Annotated in this window: 22 protein-coding genes; 6 read left to right on the top strand and 16 right to left on the bottom strand. The window is 36.3% G+C overall.

Going from position 1 to position 24,528, the window contains the following annotated elements; translation table 11 throughout:
- Positions 1-17 precede the first annotated feature (17 nt).
- The 4 genes from AC4BB7_RS08710 to AC4BB7_RS08695 form a co-directional block, all read right to left on the bottom strand.
- Positions 18-932: an SPFH domain-containing protein gene (locus AC4BB7_RS08710; RefSeq protein WP_422392081.1), complete on the bottom strand. Its 915-nt coding sequence runs from the start codon at positions 930-932 to the stop codon at positions 18-20.
- Positions 933-984: 52 nt separating this feature from the next.
- Complete coding sequence (locus AC4BB7_RS08705; RefSeq protein ID WP_084013189.1) at positions 985-1,218, bottom strand: hypothetical protein; 234 nt, start codon at positions 1,216-1,218, stop codon at positions 985-987.
- A gap of 38 nt (positions 1,219-1,256) precedes the next feature.
- Entirely contained in the window at positions 1,257-3,593 is a 2,337-nt protein-coding gene (locus tag AC4BB7_RS08700; protein WP_490485095.1) for a cation-translocating P-type ATPase, read from the bottom strand.
- A 143-nt stretch (positions 3,594-3,736) separates the two neighbouring features.
- Entirely contained in the window at positions 3,737-4,354 is a 618-nt protein-coding gene (locus tag AC4BB7_RS08695) for a lysozyme family protein (RefSeq protein ID WP_490485094.1), read from the bottom strand.
- Between the two features lie 174 nt (positions 4,355-4,528).
- Here AC4BB7_RS08695 and AC4BB7_RS08690 point away from each other — a divergent pair, with 174 nt between their 5' ends.
- Both AC4BB7_RS08690 and mprF read left to right on the top strand, forming a co-directional pair.
- Positions 4,529-5,248 carry an alpha/beta fold hydrolase gene (locus AC4BB7_RS08690; RefSeq protein ID WP_490485093.1) on the top strand — a complete coding sequence of 240 codons (720 nt, stop codon included), beginning with the start codon at positions 4,529-4,531 and terminating at the stop codon, positions 5,246-5,248.
- 9 nt (positions 5,249-5,257) lie between these two features.
- Positions 5,258-7,846, top strand: a complete 2,589-nt coding sequence (gene mprF / locus AC4BB7_RS08685) for a bifunctional lysylphosphatidylglycerol flippase/synthetase MprF (RefSeq protein ID WP_490485092.1) — start codon at positions 5,258-5,260, stop codon at positions 7,844-7,846.
- Positions 7,847-7,948: 102 nt separating this feature from the next.
- Here the strand turns inward: mprF and AC4BB7_RS08680 are convergent, their stop codons facing one another.
- The 11 genes from AC4BB7_RS08680 to AC4BB7_RS08630 form a co-directional block, all read right to left on the bottom strand.
- Positions 7,949-8,818 carry a PhzF family phenazine biosynthesis isomerase gene (locus tag AC4BB7_RS08680; protein WP_490485091.1) on the bottom strand — a complete coding sequence of 290 codons (870 nt, stop codon included), beginning with the start codon at positions 8,816-8,818 and terminating at the stop codon, positions 7,949-7,951.
- A gap of 255 nt (positions 8,819-9,073) precedes the next feature.
- On the bottom strand, positions 9,074-10,261 hold the full coding sequence (gene tuf, locus AC4BB7_RS08675; RefSeq protein WP_490485090.1) for an elongation factor Tu: 1,188 nt from the start codon (positions 10,259-10,261) through the stop codon (positions 9,074-9,076).
- A gap of 203 nt (positions 10,262-10,464) precedes the next feature.
- Positions 10,465-10,626: a hypothetical protein gene (locus tag AC4BB7_RS08670; RefSeq protein WP_490485089.1), complete on the bottom strand. Its 162-nt coding sequence runs from the start codon at positions 10,624-10,626 to the stop codon at positions 10,465-10,467.
- Between the two features lie 14 nt (positions 10,627-10,640).
- Positions 10,641-10,997, bottom strand: coding sequence for a hypothetical protein (locus AC4BB7_RS08665; RefSeq protein WP_490485088.1), 357 nt, complete (start codon positions 10,995-10,997; stop codon positions 10,641-10,643).
- Positions 10,998-11,328: 331 nt separating this feature from the next.
- A complete protein-coding gene (gene nagE, locus AC4BB7_RS08660; protein ID WP_490485087.1) occupies positions 11,329-13,311 on the bottom strand; it encodes an N-acetylglucosamine-specific PTS transporter subunit IIBC in 1,983 nt (660 codons plus the stop codon).
- A gap of 21 nt (positions 13,312-13,332) precedes the next feature.
- The gene (locus tag AC4BB7_RS08655) at positions 13,333-14,166 is read right to left on the bottom strand and encodes a PRD domain-containing protein (RefSeq protein ID WP_490485086.1); all 834 of its coding nucleotides are present in this window, start codon (positions 14,164-14,166) and stop codon (positions 13,333-13,335) included.
- 307 nt (positions 14,167-14,473) lie between these two features.
- Positions 14,474-15,106 (bottom strand): DNA-directed RNA polymerase subunit delta, encoded by a 633-nt coding sequence (gene rpoE / locus AC4BB7_RS08650; RefSeq protein WP_490485085.1) that lies wholly within the window; start codon positions 15,104-15,106, stop codon positions 14,474-14,476.
- A 75-nt stretch (positions 15,107-15,181) separates the two neighbouring features.
- Positions 15,182-15,616: a YwiB family protein gene (locus AC4BB7_RS08645; protein ID WP_086313009.1), complete on the bottom strand. Its 435-nt coding sequence runs from the start codon at positions 15,614-15,616 to the stop codon at positions 15,182-15,184.
- A 128-nt stretch (positions 15,617-15,744) separates the two neighbouring features.
- A complete protein-coding gene (locus tag AC4BB7_RS08640) occupies positions 15,745-16,686 on the bottom strand; it encodes a sugar-binding transcriptional regulator (protein WP_490485084.1) in 942 nt (313 codons plus the stop codon).
- A gap of 2 nt (positions 16,687-16,688) precedes the next feature.
- Positions 16,689-17,678 (bottom strand): alpha-ketoacid dehydrogenase subunit beta, encoded by a 990-nt coding sequence (locus AC4BB7_RS08635; RefSeq protein ID WP_490485083.1) that lies wholly within the window; start codon positions 17,676-17,678, stop codon positions 16,689-16,691.
- A complete protein-coding gene (locus AC4BB7_RS08630; RefSeq protein WP_490485082.1) occupies positions 17,675-18,673 on the bottom strand; it encodes a thiamine pyrophosphate-dependent dehydrogenase E1 component subunit alpha in 999 nt (332 codons plus the stop codon). Before AC4BB7_RS08630 ends, AC4BB7_RS08635 begins: the two co-directional genes overlap by 4 nt.
- A 196-nt stretch (positions 18,674-18,869) precedes the next feature.
- Here AC4BB7_RS08630 and AC4BB7_RS08625 point away from each other — a divergent pair, with 196 nt between their 5' ends.
- From AC4BB7_RS08625 to yidA, 4 genes are all read left to right on the top strand, one after another.
- Positions 18,870-19,229, top strand: a complete 360-nt coding sequence (locus AC4BB7_RS08625) for a hypothetical protein (protein WP_490485081.1) — start codon at positions 18,870-18,872, stop codon at positions 19,227-19,229.
- Positions 19,222-20,070, top strand: coding sequence for a lipoate--protein ligase family protein (locus tag AC4BB7_RS08620; protein WP_490485080.1), 849 nt, complete (start codon positions 19,222-19,224; stop codon positions 20,068-20,070). The genes AC4BB7_RS08625 and AC4BB7_RS08620 overlap by 8 nt, the downstream gene beginning before the upstream one ends.
- A 94-nt stretch (positions 20,071-20,164) precedes the next feature.
- Entirely contained in the window at positions 20,165-21,535 is a 1,371-nt protein-coding gene (locus AC4BB7_RS08615; protein WP_490485079.1) for an HD domain-containing protein, read from the top strand.
- Between the two features lie 23 nt (positions 21,536-21,558).
- A complete protein-coding gene (yidA, locus tag AC4BB7_RS08610; protein ID WP_490485078.1) occupies positions 21,559-22,365 on the top strand; it encodes a sugar-phosphatase in 807 nt (268 codons plus the stop codon).
- 86 nt (positions 22,366-22,451) lie between these two features.
- Here yidA and AC4BB7_RS08605 read toward each other — a convergent pair whose 3' ends face one another.
- On the bottom strand, positions 22,452-24,503 hold the full coding sequence (locus tag AC4BB7_RS08605; RefSeq protein ID WP_490485077.1) for a BglG family transcription antiterminator: 2,052 nt from the start codon (positions 24,501-24,503) through the stop codon (positions 22,452-22,454).
- Positions 24,504-24,528 lie beyond the last annotated feature (25 nt).

Genomic DNA, 24,528 nt, shown 5'->3' with positions numbered 1-24,528 from the left:
TTTTTTTATCAAGCAAATTACTCTGCACCGTATTCATGATTAGTTTGTTTTTTCGTATCTTGTGCTGACCATAACTCTTTTGCTACTGGAATATTTCCGAGTTCAGTCATATTACTTGGCAAGATAACGGTATTTGTTTCACTTCTCACCACTTGTTTAAATGCTTCTATTCCTAGATACGCTAACGCTTGTTCATTTAAGTCACTTTCTTTGATTGCTTGATTCAACGCTAAAATACGTTGTCTCTCTGCTTCCGTTGTTATACGAATCCGTTCTGCTTCGGCATCGGCATCTATTTTTGTGCGTTCTGCTCGGGCTTCAGCATCTATTTTCGTTTGTTTCGCTCTAGCTTCCGCGTCGATTTGCATTTGTGAGGCATTCGCTTCTGAATCTAAAATAATCGATTGTTTTCTACCTTCTGAGATCGTGATGGTTGACTCTTTATCACGACTTGCAGTAATCAGTTTATTCATTGAGTTCACAATTTCGTCTGAAACAGAAATTTCACCAATATTGATTCGGTCAATAGATAAACCATAACCAGCTGTGATGTCTTTTACACTTTCAAATAAACTTACGTTGATTTCCTCTGTACCGTTAAGAACTTCATTCAGATCCATTTTTCCGATAATTCCACGTAAATTTGACTGACAGTCCTGAATCATCGATGTAACTGAGTCTTCATTATCATAAACAAAAGCTCGGACATCAGTTACATGATATTTGATAGCCTCATCAACTTCTACAATTACATTATCTCGAGTGATAACACTTTGAGATTCAATTTCTAAAGGCGTCTGTTTTAAAGAAACACGCCCTCTAACTTTGTACAGTACAGGGATCAAAAAATGAAGGCCTGGATCGATTGTTTTGACATATTTCCCAAAGCTTTCAACGATTTTGACTTCACCTTGTTGAACAATGATGACCATTTTTGAAATAAGTACCAAAATTAATACAAGAACAATAATAAAGATTAGAATATTAAGGATTATCAATATAATTCACATCACTTTCGAATAAATAGTTGTTTACCGTTACAAATAATTCAGTACTTGAAAAATCCACGACCTCCAACATCGCCCCCTTTTCAGGGATACCGTTTATGACACGATACATGTATGGACTGCCATAGATTCGGATGACGCCATTAAAATTATCTGTTTGGGACCGAAAACATTTACCGATAGTCTTGCGCATTTGATATTCTCCACTCATAAATATCCCTCCTTATTTTCACACTTTTTTACCCCACTTTATAGATCTTTGATTGTTTTACCTGCTCGTTTCATTTGGAAAAGACCAATCATGATTCGAACAACAATATTTATAAGCATCATAACTGCAAAAATCGGTAGTGTTTGTTGGTTTAAGAACCCTACTTCTAAAATACTATGGAACAACATTGCAGCAACATAGATTCCCACGACTGTTGTGACAGCTAGGAAAATGCGTAATGGATTAAACGGTAAACACGCACGAACAACTGCCATACAACTAATACCGATTAATAAGTAATACATCAACGTCGTTGTATCCATTTGAGTAAAGCCTTGGTTTTGACCCATTAAGTATACTGCGACAATGTTTAGTACTACCAACACAGCATTCACGGAAGCATTCCTTAAAGCTGTCGGCAGGAATTTACCTTGTACTTTTCGCTTATCACTTTCAAATGATAAGAAGAACGCTGGGTACCCTTCTATTGCCAAATCGATCAACGTGATTTGGATTGGGATAAAAGGAAATGCAATTGTAGTAAACACACAAATCATTGATAAAATAAATGAATAAATCGTTTTTATAAAGAACACACTCGCAACTTTCGTTACATTATTAACAACGCGTCGACCTTCAAACAACACATCTGGTAATGTTGTAAAATCTGAATCCAACAACACTAGATTAGAAATCTGTCTTGTTGCGCCATCGCCTTCCGCCATAGCAATACTACAGTCGGCTTCTCTTAAAGCTAACACATCATTGACACCGTCACCCGTCATCGCAACAACGTGATCGTTATCTTTTAATTCACGAACGATCGTGCGTTTTTGCTGTGGCGACACACGACCAAATACAGTATACTCGTGTACTGCTTTACGGACTTCTTCTTCTGTTTCCATGGTAGAAAGGTCAACATAAGATTCATAGCCAAATAATCCAGCACGACGAGCAATATTAGAAACCGTTACAGGATTATCTCCTGAAATTACTTTAAGATCGATTCCTTCTTCACGCAAATATGCCAATGTTTCATTGGCATTCTGACGAATCGGATCATCGATTTCTAAAATAGCCAAAGGTTCTAAATAAGGCATATTTTCTTCATCTAACGGCGTATTTTCTGCAATACCAAGCATCAATACGCGATAACCATTTTCTTGAGCCTCGATCACTTCTCTAGGTAAACGATTCTCTACGAATAATCGTTCAGGTGCCCCAAGATAAACAGTTCCTAATTCGTTAAATTCGATAGCCCCCCATTTTCTCTCAGAAGAAAATGGTAATGCCTTCACAGCACCATAACGGTTGGAAAGTTCAAAATAATCTCTAATTGCTTGCATCGTGATATTATTATCTGTACTTTCAGCTAAGTAGCTGCCGATAATTTGCGGGAAGTTCTCATGATAATCTGCATGTAAAACTTCTACTTTTTGAACTTTCATTTTTCCTTCAGTGATCGTTCCAGTCTTATCTAAGCAAAGTGTATCCACATGAGCTAATGTTTCAATGGAGTACATATCTTGAACAAGAATCCGCTTTTTAGCTAGTTTTACCACACCTGTTGTTAAAGTGATACTGATTAAAAGAACTAATCCTTTTGGTAACATCCCTAACAAAGCTGCTGCAGATGCAACTACAGATGCTTCTATACCAGAGTTACGGATCATAAAGCCTTCTACAAACAAAATAATCCCCAAAGGTATAATGACTAAACTCGTAAATTTTGATACTTTACGAATAGAGTTTACTAATTCAGACTGAATTGGTTTGTGAACTTTCGCTTCAGCAGTGATTTTGACCGCATAATTATCAGCTCCAACATGAATCACTTTACCATATACTTGACCACTCGCTAGAAAACTACCAGATAATAAAATAGTTCCTTCTGTTTTCTCGATCAAATCTGATTCACCTGTCAGCAATGCTTCATTGGCTTCTGCTTTTCCATCTAAAACTTCCAAATCAGATGGCACTTGTTCACCAGCAGAAATCACAACAATATCATCCATCACCAATTCTTTTGTATCGATCTCAACCTGCTTACCATCGCGAATCACATGAACGCTTTCTTTGGCTACGATGGACAGTTTTTGTACAAGGTTTCGCGCATGAATTTCTTGATAAATGCCCATTCCCATATTCACTAATATAATTGCCAAAAATGCTAAGTTAGAATAAGCTCCAACAAAAAGTAGACAAAGTGCAATTCCAAAGTTTAAAAAGTTAAACAATGTCATTACGTTATCATAAATAATATCCTTTGTAGATTTAGCCACATTTTCTTCGTAATCGTTTTGTACCCCTTGTTTTTTTCGTTCCTCAACCTCTGATTGAGTCAATCCTTGTTTTAGGTCAAACTTATTTGTCATGGACTTGGTTCCCTACTTTCTCCTTGTTAAAAATACATCCTCTTTAGTTTACTTGTTAATAGAAAGAACTTCAAGAAAATCCTTAAGAATTCGAATTTTTTGATAGACGATATTCTTAAGGATCCGTATTGTTGATATTAAAATTATTTTAACCACTTAATAAACTGTTCGTTCATTTTTACGATATCGGCATAGAACATGTTTCCACCATTACTATACAAAAATCCGCCGTTGTAGACTAATGCTTGTGGTCGATAATAACGATAGGTTTTCTGATCATTATTTCCTAATAGTGGTGACAAAATCTCCTTGGAATATTCTTCTGCTAAACGAATCGAATTTTTCCCACCGCGTTCTTTCACGAATTGAATATAATCTAATCCGAAATTATATGCTTGAACAGCGGTCCAAATATCACACCCTGCTTCATTAGCTTGAGTGATTGATTGTGCTAAAAAAGCCACTCCTGTATCGATACTTTCTTTAGTCGTCCCGATCATTTGTCGTTTTCCATAGGCACTTTCACTACTTTGCATCAAATCTTCTGTTTGACCCTTTGATTCAGTATAAATAATTGCTAAAACTAAATTTTTGTATTCTGGAATATTATTTACTTTGACTGCTTGTTCTACTTCATCTTCATAAGTCATCACTTGCTGAACATTTTGGCGAATCTGGTAGCCCAGATAACCTAAACCAATAATCAATAGTAGAAAAAACAAGAACAGTAATTTTTTTACGATTTTCATCAATTTGCCCATCTTATCATCCAAACTTTTTGTGAGTAGATTTCATCATACTTTATTATTCAAAAAAAATCTAAAAAAAGGCTGATTCTTTATTATTCTTTAATAAAAATTTGGAATTCTATTTTCTCATTTCAGTTTGAAATCTAAGTAAAAACCGATATACTAAGAAAGACAGGTGGTATCAATATGGATAAACAAAAAAAAGTACTGAAAACAGCAGATAATAGTTCAATTTATTATGAAGTCTCCGGTAAAGGATTTCCTTTGTTTTTACTTCATGGTAATGGCGGAAGCGGAACCTATTTTGAAAAGCAAGTGCCGGAATTTAGTCGCTATTTTACTGTATTTACAGTTGACAGCCGTGGTCATGCACGCTCGACAAATCATAGCAACTCATTAACATTTGAACAGATGGCAGATGATTTATACTGGATCATGAAGCAAGAACATGTTAGACAAGCAAACATCCTAGGTTTTAGTGATGGCGCGAATCTTGCGATGGTATTCGAAAAAAAATATCCCCAAATGGTTCGTAGATTAGTTTTAAACGCCGGAAATACTGTAGTTCAAGGTGTTAGATTCCCTATAAGAATGCTTACAGCGATAGAGGCTGTTTTGTTGCAACTTTTTGCATTGTTCATTAAGAAAGCAAAGAAACAATTACTCACTGTGCATCTAATGACACACGATATCGGTGTGTCTAAAACAGATTTACAACGTTTCTCTGCTAAAACTCTAGTGATTGTTGGTAAATATGATATCATCAAGCAATCACATTCAATTTATCTAGCAAAAGAAATCCCTCATGCATCATTTATTTTAGTTCCAAAACAAGGGCATTCTTTTGCAAAAAAAGATCCTGAAACGTTCAATCGAGAAATTTTAACATTCTTACAAGAAAAGTAGGTGCTAGTAATGAAGAAAATGCTTCAATGGATCAAAGATCATGTTAGTTATTTTAAAAGTATATTTATTTTTTCAGTTGTAATCATTGTTTTCCGTGAATTACTTTCAATCAGCAAAACCATTTCATTTGAACAACTCGGAAATATTTTCCAAGATCTTGCCCTTTGGAAAATCGTCTTGATGTTTCTGATTGGGCTAGTTGCAGTATTTCCGATGATTGGCTATGATGTCATTCTTAATAAAATTTTGAAACAAAAACCTAAAAAAATGTTTCTTATAGAAAGTAGTTGGATGATCAATACGATCAATAATATTGCGGGATTTGGCGGTTTGGTCAGTATCGGATTACGTTCAGAATTTTATGGAAAAGAAAAAGATGGTAAAAAAGTCGTTCAGGCTCTTTCAAAAATTCTGATTTTCTTAATGTCTGGTCTCTCTATTTATAGCTTGATTGCCTTTTTCCTTGTTATGTTTGGTCATACTAATGATTATCTGCAGCAATATTGGATTTGGCTGATTGGCGGCGGTTTATACTTCCCTGTCATTCTAATTGCAAGTTTGATTAGAAAAGATGAGTATATTGGGGACATCGATAATCAAACACGTGCAGGCCTTATTTTGACTTCATTTTTAGAATGGACAGGCGTTTTAGGTAGTTTTATTTTAATTGGTCTGTTGATGGGCGTTAAACTAAATCCGCTTCAAATCATTCCGCTTTTCATCGCAGCTTCAGTAATTGGAATTGTTTCAATGATTCCTGGTGAATTAGGTAGTTTCGATATCATGATGATTGTTGGTTTATCCGCTTTAGGCATCAACCGAGAAGTTGTGATTGCTTGGATCTTACTGTATCGATTATTTTATTACATTGTCCCTTTTATTATTGGGATCATTTTCTTTATAAAAAATCTGAGTCATAGTTTAAATTCGCGTTATTCAGGGATACCACGAGAATTATCAACCGAATTAGCACACAAATTTGTTGTATTTCTAATGTATTTTTCAGGGATTATGATTGTCCTTTCCGCCACGATTCCAGAAGCATTTAGTCAACTTAATTGGTTAAAAAAACTCAATCCCCTTTCATTTCATATAATTACGCAGCTTCCTGCTATTTTATTAGGTTTCTTGCTACTAATCATGGGACGTGGGATAGCTGCTAGGGTTAAACGTGCTTATTTACCAACAATTGGCCTTATTTTAATTACACTCGTTTATACATTTATCAAAGATTTCAGCTGGGGTGTCATTATTTTTCTTAGTCTTCTACTCGTCATCATTGTTTTTTCAAAGAGAGAACTATTCAGAGAGCAGCTGGTATATTCGTGGGAAATGATCACGGTCGACGGTATTATTTTTCTAGCATTAACCCTTTTATATATCGTGATTGGTGTATACAATTTACCAACGTTTCCCCATCACAAAAACCGTTTTATCTCATTCTTTTTCTTTCCGTCAGAAAAAATTTGGTTTTCAGGGTTTATCGGTATTTTGCTAGTAACGTTATTTAGCTATTTATTTATCCGTTATCTTGAGGGCAAACGGGTTAAAATGGGCTCCCTATTAGATGAAGATCGTGTTCTTTCACTATTAACTAAATTTGGTGGAAATACAGATAGTCAGCTCATTTTTCTTGGAGACAAAGAGATGTACATCTATACCGATCAAAATAATGAAGAAACTGTCCTATTACAATTTAAAACGTTAAACGACAAATGTATTGTAATGGGCGATCCTTCCGGTAAAAAAGAAGATTTCCCAGCAGCTGTTGAACAGTTCATTAACGAAGCAGATAAATGGGGATATCTCCCTGTCTTTTACGAAACTTCAGAAGACGTTGTGATGTTCCTACATGAATTTGGCTATGACTTCATCAAAATGGGCGAAGAGGCTCATGTGGACTTGCCAAACTTCACGCTATCAGGTAAAAAAATGAAAAGCGAACGAGCTGTTATGAATCGTTTTACAAAGGAAAATTACTGTTTTGAGGTACTAACCCCTCCTTTTTCAAAAGAATTGATGCAAGAATTAAAACAAGTTTCTGACGAATGGCTAGGAAGTCGTAAAGAAAAAGGCTTCTCATTAGGATTTTTTTCTGAGAATTGCTTACAGCGGGGAAAGATAGCGGTCGTTAAAAACCAAGAGGATCAAATTGTAGCTTTCGCAAACATCATGCCAACGTATACTAAAGAAGAAGGCACGATCGACTTGATGAGATATAATAAACAAGCGCCATCCGGTGTAATGGATTACCTCTTTATCTCCCTATTCAACTATATGAACGATGAAGGTTTTACTTACTTTAACTTAGGGATGGCACCTTTATCCAACGTAGGAACCTCTAAAAAAAGTTTTATTCAAGAACGAATCGCTTATCTAGTTTACGAATTTGGCTCACGATTTTACTCATTCCAAGGGTTACGCGATTATAAAGAAAAATATGCGGCTGATTGGGTATCTAGATATACGTTATACTCACGAAAGAGTTTCATTGCTTATGTGATGATTGCTTTACTTATCATAGATAACGCTCCAATCGAAAAGCAAAAGAAGATGCATGGCGTTCGTCGAATTCTTCGAAATAGATACCAACGTTAACGTATCAGAGCGACTGGACATAAGCACTTAGTTTCCCCTGATACCATTCAATTCAAAAAGAGACTGATGTATAACGCTTTAGTTATACGTCTGTCTCTTTTTTTATATGCTTACCTCGAATTCTTCGTTAAGGCACGCTGTTCCAGAGATTTTAACTTTGTGTACTCCGCTACTATTTTTTATAACATTGACTAAAACGGAGCCTTCCATCTCAACATGCTTTCCTTGAGAAATATCGATTTCTTTGCTTTTTTCGTCAATATAAATTTGGTTTAATGCATATGCTCCCATTACACCAGATGCTGTTCCAGTCACTGAATCTTCCGTTGTTCCGGAAAACGGTGAAGAAAAATGTCTCGCTGAAAAAGAACCCGTTCGTTCATTAACGATTGCAAAAGGATGAATCGATGATCTCGGTATTTCCTTTAAAATATCTGGAAAAGCTTCCTGTGTTGCTGTCATTTTATCTAAAACCGTTGTATTGATCACGGGTACGAGCAGTGTCCATGATCCCGTATTTCCATATTGAATAGGATAATCTTTATGAAGATCTTCTAGTTCAATTCCTAAGCTTTGGCCAAGAGCTAGTCGATCCCCGTCAAAATCAATGAACTTAGGCTCCGCCTGCTCCATAGTAACCCTTTGATGCTTATCATCATACGCAATTTGTAGTATTCCTGCCCCCGTTTCAATCTGCAGCTGTTGATTTCCTTTTCCATTATACAGTGCATAAATCGCTCCGATCGTGGCATGTCCACAAAGTGGTGTTTCGTGCCCTGGGGTAAAATACCTTAATTTAATTGTAGCTCTATCACTTGAACAAACGAAAACGGTTTCGTTGAAGCCAACTTGCTTTGCAATAGTTTGCATTTCATCTGTAGTATACTGATCTCCACCTAGAACAACGCCTGCTGGATTCCCTTGTCCAACAACTGTAGTAAAGGCATCTACTCTTAAAACGGTACATTTCATTTTTTCTAACTCCCCTTCTTTTTAACAAATAGTATAACATAAACTGAATTTCGATTTTTGAAAATAAAAAATGAGTGAGACATAACTCTTCGAGTCATATCTCACTCACGTGGAATCCATATAAACGGTGGGAGCAGAAGCAATCTTATCTGAAATAAGCTGAAATTGCTGTAAAACACAACGAGGAATGAGTTGATGTTGCGCAGTACCTACTTGGTTCTCGAGATTAAACACTTCTGCTCCAACCTATTTTTGTTATTTTTCTATTTCAGTCACAATGCCTGATCCGACAGTCCGTCCGCCTTCACGAATTGAAAATGTCGTTCCTTGTTCCACCGCAATTGGGTGAATCAATTCAACATCGATCGTAACATTGTCTCCTGGCATAACCATTTCAACGCCATCAGGTAACGCAACAACTCCAGTTACATCAGTCGTCCGGAAATAAAATTGTGGTCGGTAGTTCGTAAAGAATGGTGTATGTCTTCCACCTTCTTCTTTTGTTAAAACATAAACTTCAGCAATAAATTTAGTATGAGGTGTAATTGAACCTGGTTTGGCGATTACTTGCCCACGTTCAATTTCATCACGAGTAATTCCTCTTAGTAATACTCCTACATTATCTCCTGCTTCACCGTAGTCTAGTGTTTTGCGGAACATTTCAATACCTGTCACTACAGCTTTTTGTGTATCAGGTTTGATTCCGACAATTTCGATTTCATCCCCAACACTTACTTTTCCTCGATCGATACGCCCCGACGCTACTGTTCCACGCCCTGTAATTGAAAAGACATCTTCCACTGGTAGTAATAATGGTTTATCTGTATCTCTTTCAGGTGTAGGAATATAGGCATCTACAGTATCCATCAATTCCATAATTGTAGCTTCCGCAGTTGGATCTCCTTGCAATGCTTTTAGTGCTGATCCTTTGATGATAGGTGTATCATCTCCTGGGAAATTGTATTCATTCAGTAACTCACGAACTTCCATTTCAACTAAATCAATCAATTCTTCATCGTCGACTAAGTCAATTTTATTAAGGAAAACAATCAAATATTTTACGCCCACTTGACGAGATAGTAAGATATGTTCCCGTGTTTGCGGCATTGGTCCGTCTGTTGCTGATACGACTAAAATCGCACCATCCATTTGGGCTGCACCTGTAATCATATTTTTAACATAATCTGCGTGTCCTGGCGCATCGATATGAGCATAGTGACGAGCTTCTGTTTCATATTCTACATGTGATGTGTTGATTGTAATACCACGTTCACGTTCTTCTGGTGCTGCATCAATACTAGCATAGTCTTGCGGGTTTGCTAGGCCTTTTTTCCCTAATACTGTTGTGATTGCAGCGGTCAAAGTTGTCTTACCGTGATCGACATGTCCGATCGTGCCGATATTTACATGTGGTTTACTTCTGTCATAATGTTGTTTTGCCATTTTACAAACCTCCTATTTTGTTTAAAGATTCAGTAGAAAATCAACTTCCGATTGACCTTCCCTGACCTTTATAGTGTTATTATATACCTTTAAAATAGATATACAACTTATTTGCTTACTATTTATAAGTAACGAGATTTTACTATAAAAAAAGAAAGACAGAAATAATTCTATCTTTCTTATGCTACCATTCAGTTAATTACTTATTTTTTATAAAACTGATCCATTTTCTGTTCAACAGCTTCGCCGCAGACATTTGCAAATTCTGCAGATAAACGTCGAAGTTCTATTGCATCATCCAATGAAAGATCTTCAGTTTGGAACTTTTTGATCAGTCCCAACAATTGTTCCATCTTTTCGTTCATACCATTTACCACCTTTATTCTCCATCAACCACTTGCTCATATACCTTTTCATCATAAACAGTTAAGATGAACTTTTCTTTATAAGACTTTGTTGTTTCCTTTATTGACTCTATCAAATGAGATTCACAATCAAGATATAAAATGATTGCTTCAAATCGATCTTTTGTGTCTTTTAAAAAGCGTGTTAAATCGTCAAGTGTATTGTGCTTTGTCATTGTTTCATAGGTAGGCATTTGCTTTGCGCGAATAAAATTATGTGGAATCTCTCCAGGATAGCCAACGATTGCAACTTTTTTCCCTGTGTGTTCTTTTTTTACTAATTCCCAAATTTTGTCGATTTTTCTCGGATTATTTCCTTTAATAATAATCATGTGATTCTGCTCCTTCATCTTTATCATATTTACCCAATATGACACAAAGAAACCGTATGATCATCAACTGGCACTTCTTTGTGTCCAGCGTTATTCATGCAAGATAATCTCCTCCTAATTTATAAGCTGAAAGAGCTTGTTGAACCTCGACAGAAAATAAAAAAAGTTAACGTACTTTTTACTTCATTTATTTTTATCTCTTTACTTCTAGGTTAGCTCTTGAAGCTAAATAACATAAAACAATTACACTTTAACCATATCATAGAATAAAAATAAAGCAAGAAAAGAAATAAAAGCTACCTAAGAATAGTCTCAGGTAGCTTTTATCAGCTTATTTTACAGTTACTTTACCAATTGAATCATTAGCGGCAACTGTTTGATTTGCTTTTGTTAAATCGTAACTTTCAACAACATCTTGATTTGTAAATACAACGATCAAATCAGATTTTTTACCAGCAGTTTCTAAAGCTGCTAGATCGATTGTTGCGATTTTATCACCTTGTTTTAGTACTTGACCTTCTTCAACATGTAACGTAAATGGTGCACCTTTTAACTCAACTGTGTCTAAGCCCATGTGTAACAATACTTCAATACCAGAATCTGTTTGAATTCCTAAAGCATGTTTTGTTGGGAAAATACTTGTGATTTTACCTGCAACAGGAGTTGATACTTCACCATCAGTTGGGATAACTGCAAAACCGTCACCCATCATTTTTGCTGAGAAAACATCGTCTTGTACTTCTGAAATTGGGATAACTTTTCCGTTTGCAACAGCATATAATTCAGTTTCCTTTGCTGTTACTTTTGGTGCTTCTGTTTTCACTTCAGGCTTTTTTACAGGTTCACCTGTAACAGGAGCTGCGCCATTGCGAATTTTATTCATTTCATCCGCTACGAATTGCACTTCTGTACCGACGATTACTTGAATATTTGTATCATCAATCACTTTCACACCAGGAACGCCTGTTGCTTTGATTTTTGCTTGATCGACTTTGCCTGTGTCACTAACAGTTAGACGCAAACGAGTTGTACAATTATCGATTGAAGTAACGTTAGCATCCCCACCAAGACCTTGGTAGATTTTGCTAGCTAAAACTGCAAATTTGTTGTCACCAGTTGTATCGATGTCTGGTGTTTCTTCGCCTTCGCCCTCTTCACGACCAGGAGTCATTAAGTTGAATTTTTTGATTGCGAAGTCAAATACAACAAAGTAAAGAACTGCCATAACTAATCCTTGAACAATCAACATATACGGTTGGTTGGCAATTGGATTGCGTAAACTTAAAACAAAATCGACTAAACCAGCACTGAAAGCAAATCCTGCTGTCCAGTGGAAAATTGCAGAAATAAATAATGAAATACCTGTCAAAATAGCATGTAAAACATATAATGGCCATGCAACGAACATAAATGAGAATTCTAGTGGTTCAGTAATACCAGTAAAGAATGAAGCAAACGCTGCTGCGATCATTAATGAAGCTGTTGCTTTTTTCTTTTCAGGACGTGCATTACGGTAAATTGCATAAGCACCTGCTGGTAATCCAAACATCATCATTGGGAAGAATCCAGCTTGATACATCCCAGTGATTCCTTTTTCTCCAGTACCAGATAAGAAGTTACCGATATCATTGATTCCAGCAACGTCAAACCAAAACACTGAGTTTAATGCATGATGTAACCCAGTTGGGATTAGTAAACGGTTAAAGAATCCATATAAACCAGCACCGACAGCACCTAATTTAGAAATAGACTCACCAAATGCAACTAGTCCAGAGAATACTACTGGCCATAAGAAGAATAATACACCTGAAGCTACTAGCATTGCTAATGCAGTCATGATTGGAACTAATCGCTTACCACTAAAGAAAGATAAAGCCATTGGTAATTTCACCTGACTAAATCGATTGTACATTGCTGCGGCAATCAATCCAGATAAAATTCCGATAAACGCATTACTAATTTTAGCAAATGCAGGATCAACTTGTTCTACTGGAATACCTTTCATGGCACCCACTGCTGCAGTTGAAAGTAACGTTGTTACTACTAAGAAAGCGACCAAACCACTAAGGGCTGCTGCACCATCTTTATCTTTAGACATACCTAATGCTAAACCTACCGCAAATAATACAGGTAGATTATCAATAATTGCGCCACCTGCTTTAACTAAAAAAACAGATAGAAAGTTGGGATCTCCTAAACCCGTCATAACGTTTGGATCGATCCAGTATCCAATACCCATTAAAATCGCTGCAGCTGGTAATACCGCTACAGGAAGCATCAACGAGCGTCCCATTCTTTGCATATATGCTTTCATTTTTGTCTCTCCCCTTGTCTTTTATTTGATCATCTTCAGCCGTTCGATATGAATAGCAAGATAACCTAATTCTTCGTTTGGTACTTGATAGTGAAAATTTCTCATTAACAAAACTTGAACTTTTTTTGATATCTCGTAACTTTCTGCGTATTTTTTACGCACGACATCCAAAATTTCATCATCTAACACTGCGTACTGACTTTGTTGAAAGCGGTGAATAAACAAGCGTAAATGATTGACCAATCGTGAATAGCTGAGACTCATCTTTTCATCATGAATATTGATTCCTAATTCTTGCTCGATCAAATGAATAATTTCTGAAACAATTGTGACTTCACGAATACTTTTACTGTTATCCGTTCGCCCACTACGAGCACTATGAATATGGATTGCAATGTAACCTGCCTCATCATAACTAAAAGGGATTCCTAACGTTTGTGTCAAATAATCAACTGCCCATTGCGCAATCGAAAACTCCTCAGTATAAAGAATTTCGATTTCATTCAAAAGTTTATTTCGCACAATGATATTATTTTGAATATTTTCTGCGGCAAACGCAATATGATCACTTAACCCAATATTGATATGTTCATTTAACTTTTCACCAAGCACAGTTTCAGCATGAGCGATGATTTCTTCTGTGACAAAAAAGTATCTCTCATCAATTTGTGATAATAAAACTTGCAGCTTTTTCAAGCCCTCAGGTTCCATCACAAACATCCGTTCCACTTGTTGTGGGAATAACAAATCATTTCTCTTTTTGTTGAATCCCACGCCTTTACCAACGGCCACTTTTTCTTGTCCATCATCCACGACGAGTACTGCATTTTGATTGAGCACCTTTTTGATTTTCATAAACATTCCTCTTCTGCAGAAGTAGATTGTCCGTTCTCTTGTTATAAGACAACAAAAAAAGCATAGAACAATCCCGTCAAAATATGAGTATATCATATTTTAATGAAATTCTTCCATGCCTAGTATTATCTAGTCACATGAAAACGCTATTCTTGTTTTGTTAACAATGATAGTTTACAAAGATATAGACCATTTGTCAATCATTTTGATTCTTTTTTTCTTATCAAATTATAAATTCAATCATTGGTAACTTTATTAAGAAAGAAAAAGAGCATTCCCAAAGTGAGAATCCTCTTCTTTTTACTCTTTATACTTCTTCTTCTGGATCTGCATATTCATCTTCGTCATCGAAGTCATCATCTACATCATCTTCATCAATGATTGTAAGATCTTCTTCGATTCCAGGTAACTCTTCTTCTTCATCGTCAGAATCTGCACCGATTTCTTGAAGATCAGAATTATATGCTTTGATTTCTTCATCTTCTTCATCGTCATCATCATCGTAAAGAATATCATCGTCATCATCATCCGTTAATTCAGCATCTTCCGGATCATCATCGTTGTAGTCGATCACATCTTCATCATTAACATCAATAATGAACGCATTGACTTTCTTACGTTTTCTACGGCGTGGTTTATCTTCTTCGTCCTCATCTAAACCATGTGTTACTTCTTCGTCGATAGAATCGATTGGATACCATGAGCGCAAGCCCCAACGGTTATCTCCTAAAGAGATAAAACTGCCATCAATATTTAAGTCAGTATAAAATTGTGCTAAAGAGTCACGAATTTCGCTGTCAGATTTTCCAAGATAATTTTGAATTTGGTTTACTAAATCAGAGAAGTCCATCACATCTTCACGTTGTTCTAAAATTGCGTGCGCAACTTCGATCATGGATAGTTCATCTTTGTTCAACCCGTCAAATACATTAATTTCCAAACGGTACACGTCCTTTCACAGTCTACTCCTTATCATACAAAAACATGAAGAAAAAATCAATTGATTATTACATAATTACGCAGTAAATTCTAGTTCTAAATGATATTCACCGATTTTTTCGGCTTGAGAGTATAAATCATAGTCAACTAAAATGCTGCCTGCAACAGGCTGATCCTTGAGACTGAAGCGCAAATTACGAGTAAATGTCGTGATTTGAAATAAACCATATGGTGTTTTATAACTAGTCTCTAATCGTTCTTGGTAAGCAAATTTCAATCGCATTCTAAGACCACCTGCACGAATAAGTTGAATTTTACCATCAGGTTCAACTTTGATCGTCACTGGTACAGGCTCGCCTTCTTCTTGTTCTTCTTTATAGCGAATATATAATGTATCACCGATCTTCACGATTTGACCTTCTAAATCAAAATAAAAATTTTTCTTTTCACCAGCTTGATCTACTATTGTTTTTAATTGAATAGATACTGGTGTTCCTTGTGATAAATCCATTAAAAGCACTCTCCTTAAATTAAAAGCTGAATACGTTCATTCAACCTTGATAGAAAAATAGGAAAACAGGACTAAGGCACCCTTTCCTTCTTTCATATTTTATCTTTCCACGAACATACTCGTCAAGTTTACACCAGAGCTTCCGCAACTATTTCATCGACAACTAAAATAGTACAACATCTTCCTAGCAATAATGGTTTGATACTTTCAGCTTTTTCTTCACCGCACCCAATAACCATTACATCTGGTATATTAACTAAATCCTCAACCTTAATGCCTAACATTCGTTTACTTATTTCATTGTTAACTGTTTGACCATTTTTGTCAAATAAGGATGCTACAGCGTCGCCTTTGACCCCAGTTTTTTTGATCATATCTAACTCTTTCGTTTCGATATAGCCAAGGCGTTTCCAAGTAGAACTTTCATTCGGATTACCTACACCAATAATTGCAAAGTCAACATTTCTTGCTTGATCCATCGCTTTTTGGACTAATTGAGACTCATTCAAAACCTCTGCCAGTACATTACTTTCGGCTAAGGCGGGGGCGTAAAAATATTGACAGCGACTGTTGAGTTTTTCAGCTAATCTAAAGACTAAGTGATTTGTATCAAAATAAAGATGCTCGCTAGAAACACCACCGACTAAAGGACAAACTTTGATTGTTGGAAATGAACAATAAGGCATCTCGTCAATCATATCAGCTAAAGTCGTTCCCCAAGATAAGCCAACACTCATCTCTGTTTTTAAATGGTCTAACAGATAAAATGCGGCTGCTTGGCTGACTTCTTTTTTTAACGTCTCAACTTGTTTTTGCTCATTTGTTGGGATTACGATCACATCTTTTAACTGGTATTTTTTTTCTAAACGTAAGCCAAGTTCTACTGCATAAGCAGATTCGTCTTTGATAGAAATCGAAACAGTGCCTGATTCTTTCGCCTGTTGTAAAATTTTAGAAATCACAGGTCGTGATATATTCATTTTTTTTGCAATGGCTGCTTGTGTCAACCCTTGCTCGTAATACATCGTAACAATTTTTAGTATTTTTCTACGGTCTTCACTGATTTTCATAGCTAAACCTCGATTTCTGCCATGACCTGAGTTACTGCGTCAAGAAGTGACTCAACTTGAGGAGTTGCGTGAGCTTCTAACATTTTTTGTGCCGGCATTGGTACAAATGCCCCGCCTAAACGTACAATCGGTGCTTTTAACTTCATAGAAATTTTAGATTCAGCAATAATCGATGTGATTTCTGCGCTAAACCCGCTATTTTTTACAGCTTCTGTTACGACGATGACGCGTTTTGTTTTTTCGATAGACGTTAAAATAGTCTTGGTATCAAGAGGCACTAAAGTCCTCGGATCAACAACTTCGATAGAAATGCCCTTTTCCTGAGCAATTTCTGCAGCTTCCAGAGCTTTGTTGACCATGATCCCTGTCGCAACGATTGTCAGATCTTTCCCTGTTCGTTTAACGTCCGCTAGACCGATTGGTATTGTATAAGGTTTATCTGGAACCTCTCCCAACGTTTTATATAATATTTTATGCTCGTAAAACATGACGGGATTGTCCTCTTTAATAGCTGCATGAAGTAATCCTTTTGCATCGTAAGCATTACTTGGTTGAATTACTTTTAAACCTGGTATATGGGCCATCCAATTTTCTAAACTTTGCGAATGTTGTGCTGCAGCCCCTGTTCCTGAACCTGCTGCTGTTCTCATGACCAAAGGAACTTTTGCTTTCCCGCTGTACATATAATGAATTTTCGCTGCTTGATTCACTAATTGATCCATCGCAACTGTTATAAAATCCGAAAATTGCAACTCCATCACAGGACGCATGCCCGTCATCGCAGCTCCGACGGATACACCTGCAATTGCACTTTCGGATATTGGTGTATCTCTCACTCGCTGTCTTCCATATTTTTCTTGAAGCCCATGCGTTGCGCCGAATCCCCCACCATAAACACCAATATCTTCTCCTAACAAAAAAACACGTTCATCTTGAGCTAAAGCCTCATCCAGTGCTTCATTAATTGCTTGTAAATATGTGATCATTCTCATGCTTCACCCTCCGCATAGACATGTGTCAAAAGATCTTCTATTTCAGGTTCGCTGTCTGATTTCACAGAGGCGACCAGATCAGTAAACTCTTTGCGGATTGCGAACTCCATTTGTCGAATATCCGCTTCTTGTTGAACACCATTTTTGATCAGTTCGCTTTCTAAGCGAATGATTGGATCGTTATTTTCTTGCCATTGACGGCATTCTTCTTCTGAACGATACATTAATTTGTCTGACTTAGAATGACCTTTGTGTCGATAAGTCAATGCTTCTATCAATGTAGGTCCCCCGCCATTTCTTGCTTTTTCTACAGCCTGCGAAACAGTTTTAGAGACTGCAACTAAGTCATTGCCGTCAATTGTTATCCCTTCAATACCATAACTTTTTGCTCTATCGGAAAGTTTGTCTATATTAACCATCTGCTCAATGGAGCTGCTCATACCATATTGATTATTTTCAATAAAATAAACCACTGGCAATTGCCAAATAGAAGCTAAATTCAGCGCTTCATGAAAACTACCCTCATTAGTAGCGCCATCTCCAGCGTAGCACAGCACAACTTGATCAGTTCCTTGCATCTGGGCACTTAGAGCCGCTCCAGCCGCAATTGGGAACCCAGCTCCAACTATTCCATTTGAACCTAAATTCCCCACATTCAAATCAGCAATATGCATACTGCCTCCTTTGCCTTCGTTGGTTCCTGTCTTCTTACCTAGCATTTCGGCAAACATACTTCTGATATCGGTTCCTTTTGCGATACAATGTCCATGATTTCTATGTGTTGAAACAATCCAGTCACTCTTTTTTAAAATGCCTGCACCTCCAACTGCGGTAGCCTCTTGGCCGATACATAAATGCATTGTCCCGTACAATTCTCCTGCATCGAAAAGCTCTTGGATCATTTCCTCAAAAATTCTAATTTCCCACATTTTTCTTAGTGCTTGGCGCTCATCTATCACTTTCGTTTGTTGAGTCTCGCCTATTTTTTTATTCATCTCCACACCTCCATTTTACATTTGTTCTCTAATGGATCATATGTAAATATTCTATATTTTTCTTTAACTGATAGCAAGGTATTCTCTTGATTTTTTGGATTTCCTTAAAAATTATCACTTTTCTTTCTTATTTCTACGTAGATAAGCATGATTTTTCCCTTAAATCGTATATAATAGAAATTGGAGGTGGAAACAAATGTTATTTCACGATGAAAAAGCAATGTTATTTTGCATGCATTGCCAAAAAGAAACACTCCATGATATTCAATATATGAATGAAATCATTTCGAGCATTGAATGCGCAGAGTGTCATAATCAAATGAGTATTGACATTGATGCAATGAATCAATTTTATCATTATTTATATGAACGTCTAGTCTCTAAACCAGGTCGTTTAACTGAAGAAGCCAGACAGGATTTCAGTAAATTTTTAGCCACCATGCCGATGAGAATTATCAGTAAGCCTATGCGCTTTACAAATGAATATAACCAAATGAATAAAGAAGTGAAGGACTATGTTTCCCGCATAAGACAGGATGAAGAACAAGATGACTAATTTAAATCAACTATTCACAACAGATAACGTCTTTTTATATGATCAACAATGTTTGACTGCAAAAGATTATTTTCTTCCTTTTGCATTGACTGATACTTTCACTACATTTTCTGGAATCAACCAACAGCCAATCATCCATTTTTGGCAACTTGATCAAGCCATGATTCTCGGCATGAAAGATACCCGTGTCCCTGATCTAAGCAGTGGTTTAGCTTCTTTGGCGCGAGATGGATACAACGTTGTCCTACGAAATGCTGGTGGATTAGGCGTAATTGCGGATGCCGGCATTTTAAATCTTTCGTTGATTCTTCCAAATACAGAAAATAAAAAAATGAGCATAGATGAAGCTTATACTTATATGTGGAACTGGATCAAGCTTGCTTTTGAAGATTCCATACATTCTATTGAAGCTTTTGAAATCACAACATCTTATTGTCCAGGTACATTTGATTTAAGCATCAATGGTAAAAAATTTGCTGGAATCGCTCAACGTCGGATCAAAAATGGTACTGCTATCATGATTTATTTAAGTGTCAATGGTAATCAACAAAAACGTGGAGAAAGTGTCCGCCGTTTTTATGAGGCAAGTCTGCACGAGGATTTTGGCAAAAATGGTTATCCTGCAGTTGATCCGAAAGTCATGGCAAATTTGGAAGACTTACTTCAAAAAAAAATAACGGTTGATGAAGTGAAAAAACGATTAATTGACGTATTATTAGATAGAGCACCCGTTACGATCGATAGTGAACTATTGCCTGGATTATTAACTTCTGATTGGTTTACTACCGAAATCGACAAACAAATGAAAAAAATGGAGCAACGAAACCAATTGTTAAAATAGCAATACTCCGATGACGGACGTAGATTGTTCGTTAACATTTTCAACATCAGTTCATAAAATATTTCCTGTGAAACACAGTAAAAGGAGTGAAACAATGTCAACCCCTTATAAGTATCAAATTTTACCGATTGAGAAAGTTTTTAGAGATCCTGTACACAACTATATTCATGTCCAACATCAAGTCATTTTAGATTTAATCAATTCAGCTGAGGTACAGCGATTACGGCGTATCAAACAATTAGGTACTTCTTCTTTCACCTTTCATGGTGCAGAGCATAGTCGTTTTGCTCATTCTTTAGGTGTATATGAAATAACTCGCCGCATTTGTGATATTTTTCAACGTAATTATTCAGCTGAGCGTCTAGGCGAAGATGGTTGGGATGATAGTGAACGCTTAGTCGCACTTTGTGCTGCGTTGCTCCATGATGTCGGTCATGGACCATACTCTCATACGTTTGAACATATTTTTAATACAGATCATGAAGCAATCACTGTTGAAATCATCACCTCTCCAGAAACAGAAGTCTTTCAGATATTGAACCGAGTTTCAGCGGATTTTCCTAATAAAGTAGCAAGCGTCATTACTAAACAATATCCTAATCCACAAGTTGTTCAAATGATTTCCAGTCAAATTGATGCTGACCGCATGGATTATTTATTACGTGATGCTTATTTTACGGGAACTGAGTATGGTACTTTTGATTTAACTAGGATATTACGTGTCATCCGTCCTTACAAAGATGGTTTGGCATTTGCCATGAATGGTATGCACGCGGTTGAAGATTATATTGTTAGCCGTTATCAAATGTATGTACAAGTCTATTTCCACCCAGTTTCTCGTGGTATGGAAGTCATTTTGGATCATCTTTTACATCGAGCAAAAGAATTGTATGAACAACAACCCGAAGATTATCAACTACATTCTCAGCTTTTGGTTCCTTTTTTTAAAGGTAACTTTTCGTTGCAGGAATATTTAAAACTGGATGATGGCGTGTTGAACACATACTTCACCCAGTGGACTTCCTTACCTGATCCGATCCTTAATGATCTAGCGAACCGCTTTTTAATACGTAAACCGTTAAAATCAGCAACGTTTTCCGGCAATCGCGATTCAGTTACGATCCGCCATTTGAAAGCCTTGATTGAAAAAGTTGGCTATAATCCCAAATATTACACTGCCATCAATTCAAGTTATGATTTGCCATATGATTTTTATCGTCCAGAAAAAAATAGTCATCGAACCCAAATTGAAATCATGCAAAAAGATGGTACCTTAATTGAACTATCTAAAATCAGTCACTTAGTGGCTGCACTTGCTGGTCAAACTCAAATTGATGAACGTTTTTATTTTCCAAAAGAAATGGTTGACCCAAAAAGACAGCAGCATTATGATTTATTTGATGACACCTATCGTGAATTTACAGCATATATTCACAATGGTGCATTAGTTGAAGGAAAAAATTAAAGAGTACACCTTAGGAGGAACTTATGTCAGTCAAATTAGTTGCAATCGATATTGATGGAACATTATTGGATTCAAACAGAAAAATCACGCCCAAAGTGAAAGAAACACTTCAAAAAGCCAATCAAAGTGGTATGTATATCGTATTATGTACAGGACGTCCTTTGCCAGGGGTAAAAGAACAACTTACTGAATTGGATTTATATGGCGATAACGATTATGTAATCACGTATAATGGTTCTTTAGTACAGGCAACAAAGTCCAACGAGATCATCTCTCAATACACTTTGAGTTATGACGACTTTTTAGAAATAGAATTAATGTCTCGAAAAGTTGGGACACATTTGCATACAATCGATGATAAAACAATTTACACAGCAAATCGGGATATCGGGAAATACACGGTGCATGAAGCTTCTCTTGTTGACATGCCTTTAAAATATCGAACAGTTGATGAGATGACTCCAGATATGTCAATTATCAAAATGATGATGATCGATGAACCAGAAATTTTAGACAGAGCAATCAATCAACTACCAGAAGAATTTGTTCGTAAATACACTACTGTGAAAAGTACGGATTTTTACTATGAAATTTTGAATAAAGAAGCTAGTAAAGGTAATGCCCTTGCGAAGCTTGCAGAGCATTTAGGTATTTCTCAGTCAGAAACAATGGCGATTGGTGATAACGAAAACGATCTGTCTATGATCGAGTATGCTGGGATCGGTGTCGCAATGGGTAATGCAACAGAAAGCGTCAAACTTGCTGCAGACATTCAAACAACAAGCAATGATGAAGACGGCGTTGCTGAAGTTTTATTAAAATATATATAATACTTTCATTGAAAAGCAGTTTGCAAAACTCTTGCAAACTGCTTTTTCCAATAAAAGCGATCCAATCTCACCATCTGATTCCCTTTTTACGATAAATACTGATAAATTTCATTGGGGTCTTTACTGGTATCAAGTAAGTGATAAAAGAGAGAATCATCTAATAACTTTACTAGTTCCGCCATCGCATTTAAGTGACGATTATTTTCGGTAGCGGCAAGGCAAAATATATACTTGACCGGATCGTTCTCTGTGCTTCCGAATACAATCGGCTCTTTTAATACACTAATACTCATCCCTAATTTTTCTACCCCATCGATTGGTCTTGCATGAGGTAGCGCTACATGTTTTGAAATAACCATGTAGGGACCTTGTGTTTTAGCAGTTTCAATAATGGTGTCGATATAATTTCTTGTAATTCTGCCATCATTTAAGAGCGGTGCTGCCGAACGACGGATCGCCTCTTCCCAATTTTTAGCATGCAGGTTTAGCTGTATTAATTCAGGAGCTGTAATTTCCATCAAACTAGGGCCATCCCCGTCATTTTCAATAGGTTCTTCTTGATTAATTAAATATTCATAAAGCTCTTTTTCTAAAGAAGATCCTACACTAACAGTGGTATGTCGTTGAACAATTTCCATAATTTTCCCCACACTTGGTAGTTTGAAATTGAAATTGCCTATTTGCATATACACATCACTGATCAAGCGATACTTTTCTCGAGTATTCATGATTGGGCTCACAATATAAACAGGTTTTCTTGTATAAAATAACCGAATATTCGGGACTGTAGAAAAAATCAAATCGTATGAATCCGATAATCGCTCGATCTCATTCGTTTCAACAGGTCCTATGAATGACAATTCTGGAAAAAGGACTTTTAGCTCTGTATAAACAATAGAAGAACTTCCAATTCCATTAGGACAAACAATCAGTGCAACCTTTTGCGATGTTTTATACTCATCAAAATTGGAGCATAACGAAGCAAAATGCATCGTCAAAAATGCAATTTCATCTTCAGGGATTCGATGCTCAAACAAAGAAGCGATTGGCTTTAATGTCTCTTCGACAATATTAAACAACTCACTATACTCATCCTTTATTTTACTATGGAGTGGATTTACAATTGGCAGTTTGAAATACAAACGATAGTATGTCGGTCTAAGATGAGTATACAATTGCCGAATGACTAATTCTTGATTGTTAAAACGAATCCCTGATATGGCCTCAAAACGAAAAATAATTCGTTTGACTAGTTCTATAATTGTTTCATAATCTTTTGCGGCGTCATTGGGACGACCAACAGATAGACCTAATATCCAGGCACAAAGATACATATAAGCTGACTCATCTTGAATACTAAAATGAGCTAAAATACTTTTGGAAAATTGGTATTCTTTCATTGCGATCAATGCAGGCAGCTGATACATATCATTGGATATGGCTGGCAAATGAAGCAATCTTTTTTTCAAGAAAATAAACGTATATAGAAACTCTGTCAAACGATTTTCTACAAATGAAATCCCATATTGTACTGTATATTTTTCGATCAATTGTCTAGTTGACTCAATAGATTCAGTTTGATGTTTTTCTAAAAACCGATCATAGATAAATGCAGTATTATTTTCAGTTAAATCCCAAATTATCATTTTCATTAAATGATAGCGAATATGCTCTTCGTTGCCTAGTAACTGATACCCACTTTTTCTAGTATAAACAAGCTGAATATTTTCTGAATCTAACTCAATCGTCAAATTTTTCAGATCATTGATAATAGTTGTTTTCCCAACGCCAAGCTCTTCCACAAAATGATTGATCGAAAGAAAGTCATCTGCATAATAAAATAGTAGTAAGTACAAATACTTTGATCGTTCTAAAGCATTCATTAAGTATCCTTTAGCATATGTTTTATCTGAAAGAATCGCTATAAATTGTTCTCGGAGTTGGTTTGTTAAAATGATATGGTTGTTTTCAATCACTAATTTTGATTCATTGTCAATTGCAACATCCCCATTGATTTTTTCTAACGAGTACTCCAGCTGCCTTTTTGTCAAACCCGTTTGAGTAGCTAATTCATTTATTTCATGGATTGAACGTTCAATCAGCCGTTCCATCAATTTTCTAGAACGCTCATCAGTCATTTCATCCCCTCCTCCAAAAACAATC

The organism is Enterococcus sp. AAFC-DPL-5182, from assembly GCF_058216605.1.
This window is presented reverse-complemented; position numbering and strand designations above follow the sequence as displayed.